The sequence below is a fragment of the Bacteroides sp. OM08-11 genome, from assembly GCF_003438665.1.
In the GTDB taxonomy this organism is placed as follows: Bacteria; Bacteroidota; Bacteroidia; order Bacteroidales; family Bacteroidaceae; genus Bacteroides; species Bacteroides cutis.
On sequence record NZ_QSTJ01000002.1, the window covers coordinates 426,562 to 443,468 of the forward strand.

At 38.0% G+C, this 16,907-nt stretch carries 15 protein-coding genes and 1 pseudogene; all 16 read right to left on the minus strand.

Features of this window, described 5'->3' with window-relative positions; translation table 11 throughout:
- Positions 1-189: 189 nt before the first annotated feature.
- Positions 190-459, minus strand: coding sequence for a 50S ribosomal protein L27 (rpmA, locus tag DXC10_RS05505; RefSeq protein WP_101543025.1), 270 nt, complete (start codon positions 457-459; stop codon positions 190-192).
- Between the two features lie 22 nt (positions 460-481).
- Positions 482-799, minus strand: a complete 318-nt coding sequence (rplU, locus tag DXC10_RS05510; RefSeq protein WP_101543026.1) for a 50S ribosomal protein L21 — start codon at positions 797-799, stop codon at positions 482-484.
- 303 nt (positions 800-1,102) lie between these two features.
- Positions 1,103-1,735 (minus strand): annotated as a pseudogene (locus DXC10_RS05515) (HAD family hydrolase); the annotation flags it as partial.
- 60 nt (positions 1,736-1,795) lie between these two features.
- The gene (locus DXC10_RS05520) at positions 1,796-2,680 is read right to left on the minus strand and encodes a TraB/GumN family protein (protein WP_101543028.1); all 885 of its coding nucleotides are present in this window, start codon (positions 2,678-2,680) and stop codon (positions 1,796-1,798) included.
- An 84-nt stretch (positions 2,681-2,764) separates the two neighbouring features.
- A complete protein-coding gene (locus DXC10_RS05525; RefSeq protein WP_101543029.1) occupies positions 2,765-3,280 on the minus strand; it encodes a C40 family peptidase in 516 nt (171 codons plus the stop codon).
- Positions 3,277-4,086 carry an ABC transporter ATP-binding protein gene (locus tag DXC10_RS05530; RefSeq protein ID WP_233519879.1) on the minus strand — a complete coding sequence of 270 codons (810 nt, stop codon included), beginning with the start codon at positions 4,084-4,086 and terminating at the stop codon, positions 3,277-3,279. Before DXC10_RS05530 ends, DXC10_RS05525 begins: the two co-directional genes overlap by 4 nt.
- Positions 4,087-4,121: 35 nt before the next feature.
- The gene (locus tag DXC10_RS05535; RefSeq protein ID WP_101543030.1) at positions 4,122-5,609 is read right to left on the minus strand and encodes a DUF5687 family protein; all 1,488 of its coding nucleotides are present in this window, start codon (positions 5,607-5,609) and stop codon (positions 4,122-4,124) included.
- Between the two features lie 81 nt (positions 5,610-5,690).
- Positions 5,691-8,516, minus strand: a complete 2,826-nt coding sequence (locus DXC10_RS05540) for a pitrilysin family protein (protein WP_101543031.1) — start codon at positions 8,514-8,516, stop codon at positions 5,691-5,693.
- A gap of 75 nt (positions 8,517-8,591) precedes the next feature.
- On the minus strand, positions 8,592-9,395 hold the full coding sequence (gene kdsA, locus DXC10_RS05545) for a 3-deoxy-8-phosphooctulonate synthase (protein WP_101543032.1): 804 nt from the start codon (positions 9,393-9,395) through the stop codon (positions 8,592-8,594).
- 88 nt (positions 9,396-9,483) lie between these two features.
- Positions 9,484-10,410 carry a diacylglycerol kinase family protein gene (locus DXC10_RS05550; protein ID WP_101543033.1) on the minus strand — a complete coding sequence of 309 codons (927 nt, stop codon included), beginning with the start codon at positions 10,408-10,410 and terminating at the stop codon, positions 9,484-9,486.
- 79 nt (positions 10,411-10,489) lie between these two features.
- The gene (miaA, locus tag DXC10_RS05555) at positions 10,490-11,410 is read right to left on the minus strand and encodes a tRNA (adenosine(37)-N6)-dimethylallyltransferase MiaA (RefSeq protein ID WP_101543034.1); all 921 of its coding nucleotides are present in this window, start codon (positions 11,408-11,410) and stop codon (positions 10,490-10,492) included.
- Between the two features lie 268 nt (positions 11,411-11,678).
- Entirely contained in the window at positions 11,679-12,575 is an 897-nt protein-coding gene (locus DXC10_RS05560; protein ID WP_101543035.1) for an AraC family transcriptional regulator, read from the minus strand.
- 136 nt (positions 12,576-12,711) lie between these two features.
- The gene (locus DXC10_RS05565; RefSeq protein ID WP_117737476.1) at positions 12,712-13,926 is read right to left on the minus strand and encodes an ABC transporter permease; all 1,215 of its coding nucleotides are present in this window, start codon (positions 13,924-13,926) and stop codon (positions 12,712-12,714) included.
- A gap of 35 nt (positions 13,927-13,961) precedes the next feature.
- Entirely contained in the window at positions 13,962-14,606 is a 645-nt protein-coding gene (locus DXC10_RS05570; protein ID WP_101543037.1) for an ATP-binding cassette domain-containing protein, read from the minus strand.
- Between the two features lie 24 nt (positions 14,607-14,630).
- Positions 14,631-16,184: a DUF4836 family protein gene (locus tag DXC10_RS05575; protein WP_101543038.1), complete on the minus strand. Its 1,554-nt coding sequence runs from the start codon at positions 16,182-16,184 to the stop codon at positions 14,631-14,633.
- Positions 16,185-16,207: 23 nt separating this feature from the next.
- Positions 16,208-16,906: a 16S rRNA (uracil(1498)-N(3))-methyltransferase gene (locus tag DXC10_RS05580; RefSeq protein ID WP_101543039.1), complete on the minus strand. Its 699-nt coding sequence runs from the start codon at positions 16,904-16,906 to the stop codon at positions 16,208-16,210.
- Between the last annotated feature and the right edge of the window lies 1 nt (position 16,907).

Here is a 16,907-nt window from a genome sequence, read left to right on the forward strand (position 1 = left end):
TACAAAGATATATAAAAATAAGAGAAGCTATATTCCGATATTGAGATAAATTATTTGTTTATAGCCTTATTGATGTATAATGAGTATTTGAATGGATTTGTTTGGGAGGGAATATGAATATAGGGACAAAAGAAAATGGGATGCAATCTTCAAGATTGCATCCCATTTTCTTTTGTCTGTTACGGAAACTTATGCTTCTGCGCTTTCTGCAGGAATTACAGATACATAACGTCTATCTTCCTTGCTTACTTTGAACTGTACAGTTCCGTCTACTAAAGCGAAAAGAGTATGGTCCTTACCCATACCGATATTGTTACCCGGATGGAATTCAGTACCTCTTTGACGAACGATGATGTTACCTGCTTTACAAGCTTCGCCACCAAATATCTTAACGCCTAATCTCTTACTTGCTGATTCGCGGCCGTTCTTAGAACTACCGACACCTTTTTTATGTGCCATTTCTTCTTACTTTTTAAATTGATTAAGCTACTACTTCTGTAATTGTTAACTCTGTGAATTGTTGACGATGACCATTCAACTTACGATAACCTTTTCTTCTTTTTTTGTGGAAGATAAGTACTTTTTCACCTTTAACCATGTTAGATACTACCTGACAAACAACTTTTGCACCTTCTACAGTAGGAGCACCTACAGTGATAGCACCATCTTTGTCTACTAAAAGAACCTTTTCAAATTCTACTGTTGCACCGTTTTCTGCTTCTTGAATGTGGTGTACAAATAGCTTCTTGCCAGCTTCAGCTTTGAATTGCTGACCGTTGATTTCTACAATTGCGTACATTGCTTATATTAATGTATAAGTTAGCTCCGTCGGGTGGTCTCTAATCACTTAGAAAACACTTAATTAAACCCGGTGCGGAATAATCGGGCACAAAATTACCTCTTTTATTTGAAATGTGCAAATGTTTTTTCTCGTTTTTATTGATAAAATAACGGTCTACTATAAAAATGGTTTGAATATATAAATAGCTATTATAGCTAGGAATATAGAGATAAAGGTCAAAATTAAAATTACTTTTTTAAGGTTCTGGTTTGGCTTGGAATTTTTTACTTGAGTTCTTTGCTCGGTTAGGGGTTCCTTTTCCAACAACTCTTCCAGACTATTCATTATTTTCTTATGAGGATATTGCTGTAATTCCTCGGCTGTAGTCATACCATGTAGTACACCTACAAAGTCTACATCAGCGGACTTAGCGGTTTGGGCATCTACCGTACTGTCACCGATGTATAGTGTTTCGGCTTTGGTGACATGTAATTGTTTGATGGCAAATAATAGACCTTCGGGTGATGGTTTAGCGGCTTTTACATCTTCACCACCCACTATGATGTCTATAAAGTTGGAAGGGAAATGTTGATCTAACAGTTCTTTGATACGATAACGATATTTAGTAGATATAATACCTATACGTGCCCCCGAATCTCTCAATGCCACCAATACAGACTTAGTCTCAAGAAAAAGGACTGTATTTACGGTCATATGTGTATCAGCTTCTTTACGGTATTCTTCTTTGAAGCCTGCTAGTTGTGTAGAATCCGTCACTCCGGTGAGAATAGAAAAAGAATCTTCCAAGGTTTTACCGATAGTACGCTTTATTTCGTCATCTGTCACTTCCATATATCCGTGTCGCGTAAGTACAATCCGGAAACAAGTGACAATACCGCGTGATGAATCAGCGAGAGTGTAATCAAAGTCGAAAAGATAAGTCGTATAATTCATTGCAGGCTATTTTGTTTGCAAAGATATGAATTAATCGGTATTTTATATTTATTAGAAGATTTATTTCATAGGAGCTATGATATAACCTTGCTGCTTCAGTAAATTCAATACCCCGTTGTTTCCGGGCAAATGTCCTCCACCTACAACGAAAAGAGTAGGAGCTTCTTTCATTATTATCGGCATTTTCTTTGTCCATGCTTTATTACGCTTGTCAAGCAATATTTCCATTTCGTTCGGAAGAGGGTCGCAGGAACTTCCTTCTTTTTCTTCCATGAGACATAATATACTATCTAAGTCTTGGGCTTTATAGTAATTTACAATTTTTTTGTTTTGTTCTATGGTCTTTTCGATATGGCTGATGGCACAATATAAAAGTTGGGCCTGACGTTGTAATGTTTGTCTGTTGAATAGCATATCCAGCTGTGATCGGGTAGTTTCCAATCCGCCGACCTTTTTGCCGTTCTGTTGGGCTTGTTGTTGAAAGTAAGCATCTATTGATTGTTGTAGATTGGAGTCTTTAAAATACTTCAAACTGAAGACGACTTCTAACTGTAGGTTAATAATCGTGGGCTTGACTTGTGCCAGCATTGAAATATCTGTCATCAGGTATTCTTTAACAATTTTGCCGAGTAATTCGTATTGTTCAGAGGTAAACAAGCTTTGTAGAGTCGTGTCTGTTGGCATCTTCATCATTCTTTGTGCTTCCTGCATGAAGGCTGGTGTGTTCGTTTCAGACATTATTATTTCACCATAAACCTGATTGGTTTCGTTGATGACTTGTGCCATGCTGGTAATGCTGTCTTTGATACTGAGTGGCGCCAGATGGTGTGTGCCGAAAATGTAAGAAGGCTTTTCCAATCCGTTACCGGATATTTTCCACAAGAGTTGTGCGCTACTGTTTAATGCAATGCAGATAAACAGGAATATCCCTGAAATTTTCTTCATTGTTTTTCTTTCTTATAGGGTTAATTTTAGTATATAAGTCGGAAAAGAATAAAGATAATCACACAATAAAGAAAAATCAGTGTATTATGAATTGATTCTTCCTCCGCAAAGCCAATATTGTATATAATATTTTTCTTTAAGGCTGCTGACAATTACTCCTTGGCTGGTACTGGCATGGATAAACTTTCCGTCTTTAAGGTAGATGCCTACATGCGCTACCTTTTTGTGAGAATTGCGGCTGGTAAAGAATATCAAATCTCCCTCGCGCAAATTGCTGCGGGAGATTTTATGGCTTTCTTGTAATTGTCCATTTGTACTTCTCGACAGACGCGTACGATACACTTCTTTATAGAGTTGCGATGTAAATCCCGAACAGTCTGTACCATGCTTGGTATTGCCACCAACACGATAAGGAGTACCTATCCATTTGGCAGCATCAATATACAACTTATGATTGTCTTCCAATCCGATATCTATACCTAAGCGTATGGAGGCTTGTGCCAATGCTTTGTAGTCAAGGCGTGGAGCGGAAGAGTGGCAGGAACTTAAGCCGGTCAACAATCCGGTGAGGATAACTATATAGGAAAGGACTCTTTTCATTCTTCCATATTTTTAGGTACTTCAACAGAACCTGTTGCTTCAAAAGTTTTTTCTGTTTCGTTCAGTTTTTCTGTTTCATTCAGCTCTTCTGCAATTTCTTTTTCTACATCGACGTTGAAATAAGCTTCCAATTCTTTCTCCGCCGAATTGTTCTCATTCTGAATATCACGGATAATAATACCATGTTCCAGCAGAGCGATACGCGGGCAAACGTCTACCGTGTGGTTCAAGTTGTGGCTGGAGATGATGACAGTTGCTTCATGTTCCTCATTGTATTTCTTCAGCAGATGCTTGATGATGGATTGGGAACTAGGGTCGAGAAAGTTGAATGGTTCATCCAAGATAAGCAGTTGTGGATGATGGAGCATGGCAGATATAATACCGATTTTCTGTTTATTCCCGGCAGAAAAATTACGGATGAATTTTTTTTGTCCTATTACTTCGTTGTTCATAAAGCGTTCAAAAGGAGCGATACGTTCATCCACTTCTTCCTTTTTCAATCCGTACATTTTTCCAATAAAATAGAAATATTCTTCAGGTGTGAGATAGTCTATCAGAAAACCATCGTCGATGAAAGCACCGGTAAAGTTTTTCCAATCTTCACTCTTGCTAACATCTATATTATTAATTGTAACATTTCCATTGTCAGCTTTCAATAAATCCAGTATCAGACGGAAGAGGGTAGTTTTTCCAGCTCCGTTATTTCCCACTAACCCAAGCATGTCACCTTGGTTGATTGTATATTTCTCAATATCAACGGCTTTTTTGTTGCCGAAGTTCTTTTGAAGATTATTAATCCGTATCATTTTGATATTTATTGTTTAATGATTTATTACTTTTCTTATTGCCTACTGTCTCTGAAACCTTCCATATTTTTGTAACGGCGTTTCATGAAGCGATGATATACATTCATCAGCCAGAAACGGGAAGTCAGGATAAACCCTGTGCCTATTACAATCAGGATGCATGCGGTAACGGTGGGACCGAAAAAGGCATTCAATATAAAGTTCATAAGCAGGGGGATACCGAAAGCTGCACCTGCTATCAGGTTCTGCAATCCAGATCCCATATTATGGCGATTGGTCATTTTGGCATTCAGATTTACCGTCTTATTATTATATACAGCTAGTTGGAACAGGCAGAAGTAGACACATCCGGCTACAAATATGGCCCAGGCAAAGCAGCTCAATACGAGGAGTTTTCCCGTGACCATGGCAGGTATCATTAACACCATAGGAATAAGTATGGCAACGCTATATAATATGTATTTGGCACGGAGTAATGTATATATTGATTCCTTACGGCTCATCAAACCATCGATGTAATTACCTTCGTAGCTCATCAGACTGGAAAGAAATAAAATGCCGAAGATAACAAAATTATATACCATGATAAAGTTCTTCATTCCTTGTCCGTCATACACTTCTGTGAAACTAAGGATGCAGCTAAAAGCGATTACTACGATAAACACCGTGCGTAAGGCTGTCTTGCAAACCTTGTTACGTAACAACATTTTCAGTTCCAAACGCATATATTCACCTATTTCGCCATAACGATCCAGAAATTTATATTCCGATACATGTTTTACTTTCGTATCTTCTACTTTATTGATTTCATCGTAGATCAGACCAATCATCAATACACGATTAATGAACCACATTAAGGCTATAATTACCAGTACTCCGACGAATGACAGTAAGTTTCCGGTAATGAATCCCTCTCCGAGACTTACCGAAAAGTCAAATAACGAACTATGTTCCGGTATGAATAATCCTGCTGCTATACCTCCATATACAACAATTGGTAATGTTATCCACCAAATACGTTCATTCATCAGGGTACGACATAACAGGAACCAGTAATTATTGAAAATCATCAGTAACCAGATGCCTGTACAGTAGGCCAGTACCCCCATGATACCATAGAATTTAGTGATGGTGACGATAGCGAATGGTACGAAAAAAAACAACCATATCAGGTTAAATCCATTCAGGCCGGAGCGTATTAATAAAAAGTCAATAAGACGATTCCGCCTTATGGGAAGCAGCAGATAGGGCTTTACTTCTTGTGTCGGTGTCTTTTGAAAAGGAAAGCGTATCATAAAGTCTAGAACCAAAACAAATATTAGTCCACTGTTTAATACGTGATAGGCTTCCGTAGCACCACCGTCGAAAGCAAAAGCAAAGGTTGTTCCGAAGAACATCAGATAACCGGCCCAAAAGATAGCCATGAAATACATCCAGAATTTGCCGAACTTATTCTTTTCGTACATCGGATTTCGTTTGGCTGCCAGTTTACCATGTTTGCGTAATTCTAAAAATAGGCTCATTGTATATAAATGATTAGAATGTATATAAAAAAGACCACGCTGCTTTTTTCAAACAACGCAGCCTTTTAAAGTTATAAGCTATTATTTGCTTTCTGCTTCAGGACTGATCATTGATACTTCAATCTCGTTTTTCTGTTTGAGTAGATCGTCAGCAAATTTCTGAATGTTTTTCATGGTAATGCTGTTTACAATTTGTTCGTAATTTTTAATGCGATCCATACCGGTGAATAAATATTCGTCAATACCACTTAACCAATAATTGTTTTCTTTCAGGTCTTCAGCATGTTTTTTTAGCATGAACTCTTTTACTTTGTTCAGGTTTTCTTCGGTAGAACCTGCTTTGGCAAAATTATTAAGTTCATCAAAGATGATCTTCATTAATTTGTCTCTTTTAGCAGGGGCAGTATCGAAGATTATTTGCAAAACAGCCTTCTCTGTCGGATACTTTCTCAATTGCCCGCCTACATATACACCGTATGTACCACCTTCATCTTCGCGTACTTTGGCTGTGTAAATCAGGTCAAGGATTTGGCTAGTCATATCTAGCAAAATGTCATTTTTCAAATTGTATTCGCAGTTACCACTAATCAAAACAAAGTTAGAAGCTTTGGCTGTCTCTTGTTTACGGATAAATTCGTTTTTGTAGGTACCTTGGCGTATTTCAACTTTATTATCTTTGAAAGTTTCCTTACGATTGATGGCAGGTAGTGATCCTAAGTATTGAACAATCAGCGGTTTCATCTGCTCAACGTCTACATTTCCTACAAAAATGAAAGTAAAGTCGCTGGCATCTTTGTAACGGTCATTGTACATTGACAGAATTTTATCATAGTCCATCTTGTCAATCATGTCGGCTTTAATTCTCACTTGTCTGGGGTGTTTCATATAGATACCAGCTTGAATAGAGTCGCTGAAAGCTATTTGTGGATTCATTTCCATATTAAGCAATGCTGCTTTACTACGATTTTTATACGAAGCGAATGCCTCATCATCACGGCGTGGAGCGGTAAATGTCAAATAAGTCAACTGCATCATGGTCTCAAAATCTTTTGGAGAACAATTGCCATGAATGGTCTCTGTCTTGTCACCGATACCATAGCTGACAGAGGCTTTCTTACCAGCCAATACTTTTTCGAGATTCACAGTACTAAAATTTCCTAAACCACCTACGCTTACAGCATCTAAACCGTTGATATTGATAATTTCTGAATTTGGGAACAAAGAGCTACCACCTAAACTGACACCTTTCATACGGATTTCATCAGCCTTGAAGTCAGTCTTCTTGATAATAACCTTAACGCCATTAGAGAGTGTTAAGGTTGTAGTACCGAATATATCATCCTTCTTTTCGGATATGATTTTACCACCTTTCGGAGTTTCTTTCATCAATGGTTCATCAGATACCTTGTCTACATATGCAGTCAACTTCTCAGCTTTTACATCTTTCAGAATTTGTTTGATTACATCTTCCGAAGGTATTTTCAATCCTTCTTTCTCAGGAGCGAGAATGGCAACTACCTGGTTGCTGTCGGTTACAAGTTCCTGCATCATTTGGTTTAATGCAGCTACAGGGATGGCAGGGGCAATTTGGTTAATGATGGCATATTCGTTCTCGATACCAGGAATGGGTTCATTATCAAGGAAATGACGGACATATTTGTTTACATATTCCTCATTCTTACGTTTGTCGCGTTCATTGAAAGCAGATTCCAATTGACGTAGGTATTCAGCGCGGGCACGGTTGTATTCAGTTTCGGTAAATCCGAACTGGCGTGCACGCTCGGTCTCGCGAAGTAGGGTGGCAATACCATTTTCTATGGCATCTTCCTTACAAACTACGATACCGGTAAATGCGTCCTTTGTTTTAGCAACAAAAAAATTGTCATCATAAGTAGTAGCGTAGATATAAGGTGGATTGGCTGTTTGTACCAATTCGTTCAAACGTGCATTCAGCATATTGTTAATGAGAGTAATTGCATAGTCTTGCAATAGATATCCCATATTAGTCTTTTCGGTATCAGGGGTATTCTCGTGTTTGTTGAAAACCAATGCCTGGACATTAGGCTGTTCTTTATCCTTATAGATGATAACGATCGGCTCTTTATTATCATTCACGGGATAATATTCACGCTTGGCAGCATTGGGTTGTGCTGGAATGTCAGAGAACATCTTCTTGATTTGAGCTTCAATAACATCCACGTCTATATCGCCTACTACAACGATACCTTGTAAATCAGGACGATACCATTTTTCATAATAATCTCTCAAGGTCTGAGGTTTGAAGTTCATTACCACTTCCATTGTTCCGATAGGAAAACAGTGTGCATACTTGGTTCCTTCAAACATTACAGGTAACATCTTTTCCTGGAAACGTTGGATAGCACTCATGCGGGTACGCCATTCTTCATTGATAACTCCACGTTCTTTGTCGATTTCTTTTGGATCGAGAGTAAGATCATTACTCCAGTCGTGCAAAATCAGCAAACAAGAATCAATGGCACCTGGAGTGGTTACGGGAACATTGGAGATATTGTATACGGTTTCGTCCACGGAAGTATAGGCATTCAGGTTTTCACCGAATTTCACACCAATACGTTCCAGATATTGTTTCAAAGCGTCACCCGGGAAGTGGGTCGTTCCATTGAAACACATATGTTCTAGAAAATGGGCAAGACCTCGTTGACTTTCTTCTTCCTGAATGGAACCTACTTTCTGGGCAATATAGAAATCTGCTCGGTTGGCAGGAAGACTGTTCTTACGGATATAATACGTCAATCCGTTGTCTAATTTACCTATGCGTACATTTTTATCAATGGGGATAGGTGGCATTTGCTGGGCAAATACTTGTTGGAAGTTGCAGCAAATTATTAGCGCTACAATCCATAAACTGTGTAATAAATGTTTCATTATAGTTATATAATTAAATGTTCTTTGACTTATATGTCGGATACCGGAATAATAAATCACAATATAATGGATAATTTATTCTTTGATGGCTTTGCGGATATGAACCAACTTAGTCAAAAGATTTTCTAGCATGTCGAGTTTCAACATGTTAGCACCATCACTTTTTGCTACTGCAGGATTTTCGTGAGTTTCGATGAACAAGCCGTCTACACCCACTGCAATACCAGCTTTAGCAATAGTTTCAATCAACTGAGGCATACCGCCGGTGACTCCACTGGTTTGATTAGGTTGTTGAAGTGAGTGAGTTGCGTCCAAAATAACAGGAAATCCAAAAGATTGCATTTCAGGAATACCGCGATAATCAATTACTAGATCTTGATAACCGAATGTTGTACCACGTTCTGTGAGCATTACATTCTTGTTTCCTGCTTCCACCACTTTATCCGCTGCAAAGCGCATGGCAAAAGGAGAGAGAAACTGTCCTTTTTTGATATTGATAATCTTACCCGTTTTGGCTGCGGCTATCAACAAGTCTGTTTGACGGCAAAGAAATGCCGGAATTTGTAATACATCTACATACTCTGCTGCTATCGTAGCCTCTTCTGCGGCATGGATATCCGTTACAGTGGGAACCCCGAATGTATCGTGTACTTTTTTTAATATCTTCAAAGCTTTTTCATCACCGATACCCATGAAAGAGTCTAAACGCGAGCGATTGGCTTTACGGTAGGAACCTTTAAATACGTATGGAATTTGTAGCTTATCGGTGATGGTTACTATACGTTCTGCTATGCGCATTGCCATTTCTTCTCCTTCGATGACGCAAGGACCTGCCAAAAGAAAGAAGTTGCCGGCAGGATTATTTTTCAGTTCAATCATATTTTGTTTTTATTTAATGTGTAAATAGGAAGTTGATTTATATTATTAAATACAATCATGCCGAAAAAATGTTCCAGTGTTATACCGGTCAGTTTGGAATAATGAGTGTTATTGCTTCGTGCATTACCCCGATGTCCAGTGGAAAGTGCCGGTCGAGGATACGCCCATCCAAATCGACAGAAGCACTTTGTGCGCGAAGCACTTTAACCTTTTGTGTACGATAGGGCATCACGACTTTATGGTTTAGAATTCGGCCTTGGATAAGCATCCATAGACCCGACCAAAGTTGTAGCAGTTCTGGTCGATAGATTACGGAAACGTCTAACCAACCATTATATGGAACAGCACTTGGTGCCTGCCCATATCCCCATGCACTTCCGATGCAAACCGTCATGATGCGTCCACGTATATGTTCTCCGTTTATTTTCAGGTGCATACGATATAATTTCCGTTCAAAAATAATAGAAAGTAATGCCATGAAATAGGAGAGAAATTTCACACCCCAAAAACGTTTGCACTGATCGGTAATTTTTACGATACGTGCACCGAGCCCAATATTAATAGCATTCAGAAAATAACGTGTCAGATGCTTTTCGCCATCGTAATAATAGCATGTACCGACGTCTATCTTCCTACGTCGGTTGTTGATGATACAATCTACCGCTTTCTTGTATTCAGAACTCATTTCCCAATAGTCAGCAAAATCATTACCTATACCGTTTGGGATAATTCCGATTGCTATATTTTCCTTATCTTTCGCATTGGAAAGCATGATACCGTTGATAGCGTCATTCAAAGCACCGTCACCCCCCACAATGACGATGGTACGGTAGCCGTTATTGGCAAGTATACCCGCCAAACGCTCTACCGAACCAAACCCTTCGGATTGCACGTAGTCGTAGGATACGCCCTTACTGTCCATATATTCTTTAATCTCTTTCCACCGTTTCTGCACCTTTCGTGTTCCGGCTTTAGGGTTATATATCACACCCCACTTTTCGGGTTCTACGCTCATGAGTTAATTTACGATTTGACGATTTACGATTGAAAATACTTTATACTTGTTAAGTGCCAATTCTCAATTGACAAAAGTACTAAATCTCTTTGAGTTTTGCCTTTACAAAAGCAATCTTTTCTCGCATTGGCAGTCGGGTATCTATCCAATGGATAGTAAAACCTCGCCTTTCCATTCCCCGAAACCAAGTCATTTGGCGTTTGGCAAACTGATGGATGGCGATTTCCAGTTGACTGAACATTTCGTTGTAGGTCAGTTGACCGATGACATAAAGTGTCAAATATTTGTATTCCAGTCCGTAATAAATAAGATCGTCTGGTTGAATACCTTGTTCTAACAATCGGCGTACTTCATCTACCATACCTTCATCCAGTCGTTGTCGTAAACGTTTGGTTATCTTCTTGCGACGCAGTTCTCGATCAATATCCATACCAATGATGAGGCTATCCAGTTGTGGAAACGAGCATTCGTCCACTGGAGTATGTGCATAATATTCCTCAATTTCAATGGCGCGGATAGCACGTTTAGCAGTATCTACGTCCGTGGTATTATGTAGACTCTTGTAACTTTTCAGAATTCTAGTCAACTCTTCCAAAGACTTACCCAATAAATTGGAACGTAGCTCTGGATTTTCGGGTACGGGTAGTAATTTGTAACCTTTTAGTACGGATTCCATATACATTCCGGTTCCTCCACATAGAACGGGCAGGCAACCTTTTTGTTTAATCGTTTTGTATGCATCCAGAAAGTCACGTTGGTACTCAAAAACGTTGTACTTATAGCCCGGATCAGCAATGTTAATCAGATGATAAGGGATTAGTCTTCCGTTTACGGTATAGTCGGCAATGTCTTTCCCTGTACCGAGATCCATGCCTCGATAGATTTGCCGGGAGTCGGCACTAATAATCTCTGTATCCAACTCGGCAGCAAGTTCAGCGGCAAACAGAGTTTTCCCTGAAGCGGTAGGACCCAATATGGTGATTAAATCATAGTTAGACATATCTGAGATTTTGTTAATTTGAATACAAAGGTATGAAAAAGGAAGTGAAAAGGAGATACTTACTTCTTAAAAGGTGTTATAAAACATGTTTTTCCTTTTGTATAATTTGTGGAAATCTCAAAAGTACATAAATTTGCAATGTGTTTTTCATAGTATTAGATTTAAGGTTAACAAAGGTTGGAGTACAGCGGTACTCCTTTTTTTATATCCTAGAGTCAAGTTTTTTCATTGAATATAGGTGTGTTTAGCTTTTTTTCCCTGAAGAAATTTAATTCATCTGTCTATATTCATTTGGTGAACATCCCACTACCTTTTTAAACAATCGTGTGAAGTGTTGGGGATATTTAAATCCTAAATCGTATGCTACTTCACTGATAGATTTACTAGTGTCGAATATTCTTTCTTTGGCTGTAGCAATCAGTTTTAATTGGATATGTTCTTGAGGAGAATTACCGGTTTCTTTCTTTATTAAATCTCCGAAATAATTAGGGGAAAGATGTAACTGATCTGCACAATACTGTACAGATGGTAAACCGATTTCCTGTGGCTTATCAGACAGGAAGTAGTCGTTCAATAAATGTTCGAATTTCGTTAGAATATCCTTGTTGATATTACTACGCGTAATGAACTGGCGATCGTAAAAGCGCATGCAGTAATTAAGTAGTAACTCGATATTGTTAACGATCAAGTTCTTGCTATGCTTATCAATGGAATGTTGTAGTTCCTCTTCAATATTATGTAGGCATTCCAGGAATGTTCTACGTTCTTGTTCGGATAAGTGTAAAGCTTCGTTCGATTCATATGAAAAGAAAGTATATTCGTGTATTTTGCGTGCAAGAGAAGTACCCCGAAGCAAATCGGGATGGAAAATCAGTGCATAACCTTTAGGTTGGAATACTTCTCCGTTATTAGAAATTCCAACAATTTGCCCAGGAGCCAAGAACACGAGTGTGCCTTCTTGATAATCGTAAAAATTTCGTCCGTAACGCATGTCACCGCATTTAATTTCTTTCAAGAAAACGGCATAAAAACCAAAACGTTGGCGGTGATGTAACATAGGAGCGCATTTGGACCAATCAACTACACTAATCAATGGGTGCAGAGTTTCAACACCCACAAGTTCATTGTACTGACATACATGATCGAGTCTAATTAATTCTTCCATATTCTTATATATCTTAAGGTTACGACAAAGTTAATGTTTTTTTCGTATATGGAATAGTGTGTATGTCGTCAATCTGTAATAATGGTATATATATCTGTAATTTATATAAATTGTTAAAATGGATACTGTCTGTTTTTCAGACATGAATTGTTTTTCCTTTCCATATATTTATAGTTTTCTTTCGTATCATAGTCATGTTCAGTAGCGATACAATGAGGAATAGGATACAACCTGTAATGATGCAGGGTAATGATGATCCAGTTTCCAGTTGAGGAAATAGAGCACGAATTGTCTCAGTATAATAGATACGTATCCATGTCACTCCACCAATGGACAACAGTAAGACTAATAGATTGAGGCCTACAGTGAGGATGTTATAAGGAAGTGATACACGATTAGGGCTGTATCCTATTAATAATAGATTTTCCAATTTTATCGTATTCTTCTGGAGTAACAGGAAAATGCTAAGCATCAGAATGTAGAATGACAGAACACTGATGAACAATCCTATCCCCATAACAATACCGGTGATAAGGCGTAAGAAGTATGTAGTTTTACCTGCATCCAGTTTATCACCTTCCGTTTCATAATTCTTTTTTTGAAAGTATTGGGCGATAGCTGTATCAGTTGGATTTTTTACTTCTATGATGAGACGTGATGGGTACGCTTCTCTTTCAGGAGCAAAAGTTTTGTTTGCCCAGTTTATGAATGATTGGGGAACAAGAATCGTATTCAATCGGTTAGAAAATCCGACGATATTACCTTTGTACTGTTCTACATGTTCATTGCCGTGCATTATGATATCCATTTGCATCAGGCTCATCACGCCTTCCGACAATTTAGGGAGACTACGGCTTTGAGCGAAACCAAAGTTGTAAAGGTTCAAATAATTACGGGGAATTATGATGGGAATAATTTTTGAGTCTTTATCGAAATTCCATTTATCCAAACTGACATCTACATATTCGTCGGGTACAGCTTCAAAGAACATTTCTGTAGAGAGATGAATACCAGTTTTTTGCATACTCAATCCAGCGGATACTTTAAAAAGAGAAGGAGTGAATGCTCCCACATTACGAGTAAAGAATTGTTCTTTCAACTCATTAATTTCATCTTTGGAGAAGGTATTATTTTTTCCAGCCAAACTACTGAGAGTACTGATTCTCTTGGTAACAATAATGTAATCTTTTTTTATAAAACTGTCACCTTGCGTGAAGATAGGAAGGATATCTCGGTAGAATTGTATGCTAAGTAGTACAATCATCATACCGAAAAGATTAGCAAGAAAAAAACCTGATAGTTGTCCAAGACTGATATGTTGGCGGAGAAGCTTCCAAACGAGTTTATTCATTGTATAGTGATGTTCTTTATTAAATAAATTCTTATTTATAATTGTAATACTCTATCGTAATTCATCTCCAAATGTTTTCCTATTGAAGTTACAATTATTCCTGCCTTCTGTTTTTCTGCTTCCTCTACGAGTAATTTGCTCATAATTGCACTGTTCTTGTCATCCAAATGACTAATAGGTTCATCCAAAAAAATGAAATCGAAAGGTTGACAGAGACAGCGGATAAAGGCGATACGTTGTTGTTGTCCAAAGGAGAGTTTACCGACTTTTTCGTTTATTTTATTGGTGATACCAAGAGTTTCAAAAAAGGTGAGGATTTCTTTCTTTTTTTTGTAGTTGGTTATTTGATTTTTTAACTGTATATTTTCAAGGGCTGTCAATTCGGGAAAGATACGTAACTCCTGAAAAAGAATACTGAGCGAATACTTGCGTATATCTACCCATTCATTGATGGAGAGAGAGCGAATATTTCGTTCGTCGAAGTTTATGATACCCTGATAATCTCGTCGGTATCCATAGATATAGCTGCAAAGGGAAGATTTACCTGTACCCGAGGCTGCTTCAATTAAATAATGTTTTCCTTTACTGAAAACAATATCTTGATGCCATACGTCGGAAGTAATGACATCACGGTCGGCAAACACTTGAGGTAGTGTTTGCCGTAAGTGAATGCTATTCATTAATCATTAAACGTTTATTATTGACTACATTCCTGCAAACTCTTTAATAAAATCCACTATTTGTTTCAAAGCATTTACTTCTTTATCTTTTAGTTGCAGGGTGAGATTAGACTTCATGTTTTTACCGGTTATGTCCAAATAAGAAATCTTATCGGCAAGAGCATAATAAATCGCATATTCCTTACCACCATAGCTTGTTAACATTTTCACTATCGGCAGAGCGAGAATTGCCTCTACGTTGACAATAAAGGCAGAATGCTTTCCTTTGATAACAGAAGCGTATCCAGTGTCTTTGGCAGATGGATCAATCGGTTTACAGATATTCTTGTATAACAATTCATCATTAGTGGCATACAGCTGCTTGTCATGTATACCGAAGAAAATATTGATGGAGCGTGATTTGTAAACATATTCATTTTCACCCAGTTTTACGATATCTTCTTTATTCCCTAATTTCAGTTCATCTTTTTTCTCGTACAGAGCTTGTAAAGAACTGTCGTTATTTACACTGGCGTATGCTAGGAAAGTAGGAGCATTATTACTCATTGTTATGTTGACAAGCCCTATGGTAATATCCTTTTGGAAAATACTGAATAAATCTTTTACTTCAGCAGCTTTCGATATTGAAAAATTATTGCGGAAGGTTTCGTTTTCTTGTAATAATTTGTAAAACTCTTCACCATTGATACCCATACTGACTAGTGCCAACGTTGATTTTGGGAAATATTTCAAAAATGTGTTTTCAATGGGGAGAGTACTCTTCGCTTGTTTTTCAAGTATCGTTTTCAGTTCTACGTTTTCAGTATAGTTCTCTGCATCTAGTGAGATTTTCCCCTTTTCAAAAGAAAGATTTCCAATGAGAGTCAGGCCTTTTAGGTCAATGTCTTTTGGCATAGCATAATTTATCTGTTTGAAGTATTCACCAAAAATGCTTGAAAAAGAAACAAGGAAATTGATATCACCACTCTGTTTTTGCATCTTTAAGAATGTCGGTTTACTGCTGATACTGCTTGTTTCCGTCTGTTTTAGTAAAGTACTGATGTCTTTTTTGACTTTCTCCAATTGAGAATTATTGTTATAGCTTACAATTAGTAGAGTAGAGGGCGTAAAGGCTATCAGAGTCTGGTTGTCTATTTTTACGAAGCTGTAGTTGTCGGCTTTTTCTATTGCAGTACAAACTTGTTCTTTCTCCATTGCTTTGAGAAATATATGAAGATCCTTCTCATTGGTTACTTTAAGTACCCCTGCGACAGTAGTGTTCAATGAAGGAGAGGTAAATATATAAATAGGTACATTGATGTCTACTCCCGATTTGGAAGGATCTTTCATTATCGCCTCCAATTGTTGATAGGTATCGGCTTTCATACCACTTTTCAGTGCATCCGTCAATTTTGTTAGTACCTCTTTGTTTTCTTTGTCTTTTACTCCGGCTTTTTCAGCCAACGTTTTCACGTTAATGGCCACTACCGAAGCGTCAGCCGGAATAACATTGGTGTACTCCGCTTTCTTTGAACAAGCGCTTACAAACACAATCAGTATTGCCAGTACCAAGAGGTGGGATAATAGACTTTTTTTCATATTCATAATTGTTTTAATGAGTGTTATTGATTTTGTAGATTTAAGATATGGCATGCTACAAGAGCAGCAGTTTCGGTACGTAGCCGAGAACGTCCCAAACTGATGGGAATAAACCCGTTTTTAATAGCATTTTTCACTTCTTCTTCGCTGAAATCTCCTTCGGGACCAATAAGTACAAGGGCATCTTCACCCGGATGCAAAATATCTTTCAACAGTGGTTTTTCTCCTTCATAGCAATGAGCTATAAATTTTTGGCCACTGAATGGTTGAGTAATAAATTTATTGAAATCTGTCATTTCATTTAGTTTAGGTAGACGCGCCTTGAGCGATTGTTTGATAGCGGATACCAGTATTTTGGCGATACGTTCTGTTTTGATGACTTTACGTTCGGAAAAACGGCAATTCAAGAAAGTCAGTTCGTCGAAACCTATTTCAGTTGCTTTCTCTGCAAACCATTCCGTACGATCCATATTCTTGGTAGGTGCCATGGCTATGTGTAGATGTCCACTCCACAAAGTTTCTTGAGGAATAATTTCTAGGATGTTGACGAGACAACGTTTATTGGTAACAGTACTGATTTCGGCACGATAAAAATTCCCTTTTCCGTCAGTAAGTGTCACTCTGTCACCGACTTGCAACCGTAGTACACGAACAGCATGGGTAACTTCTTCATCGGGTAACTCTGTATGATTTTGTATATCAGGAGTGTAGAATACGTGCATT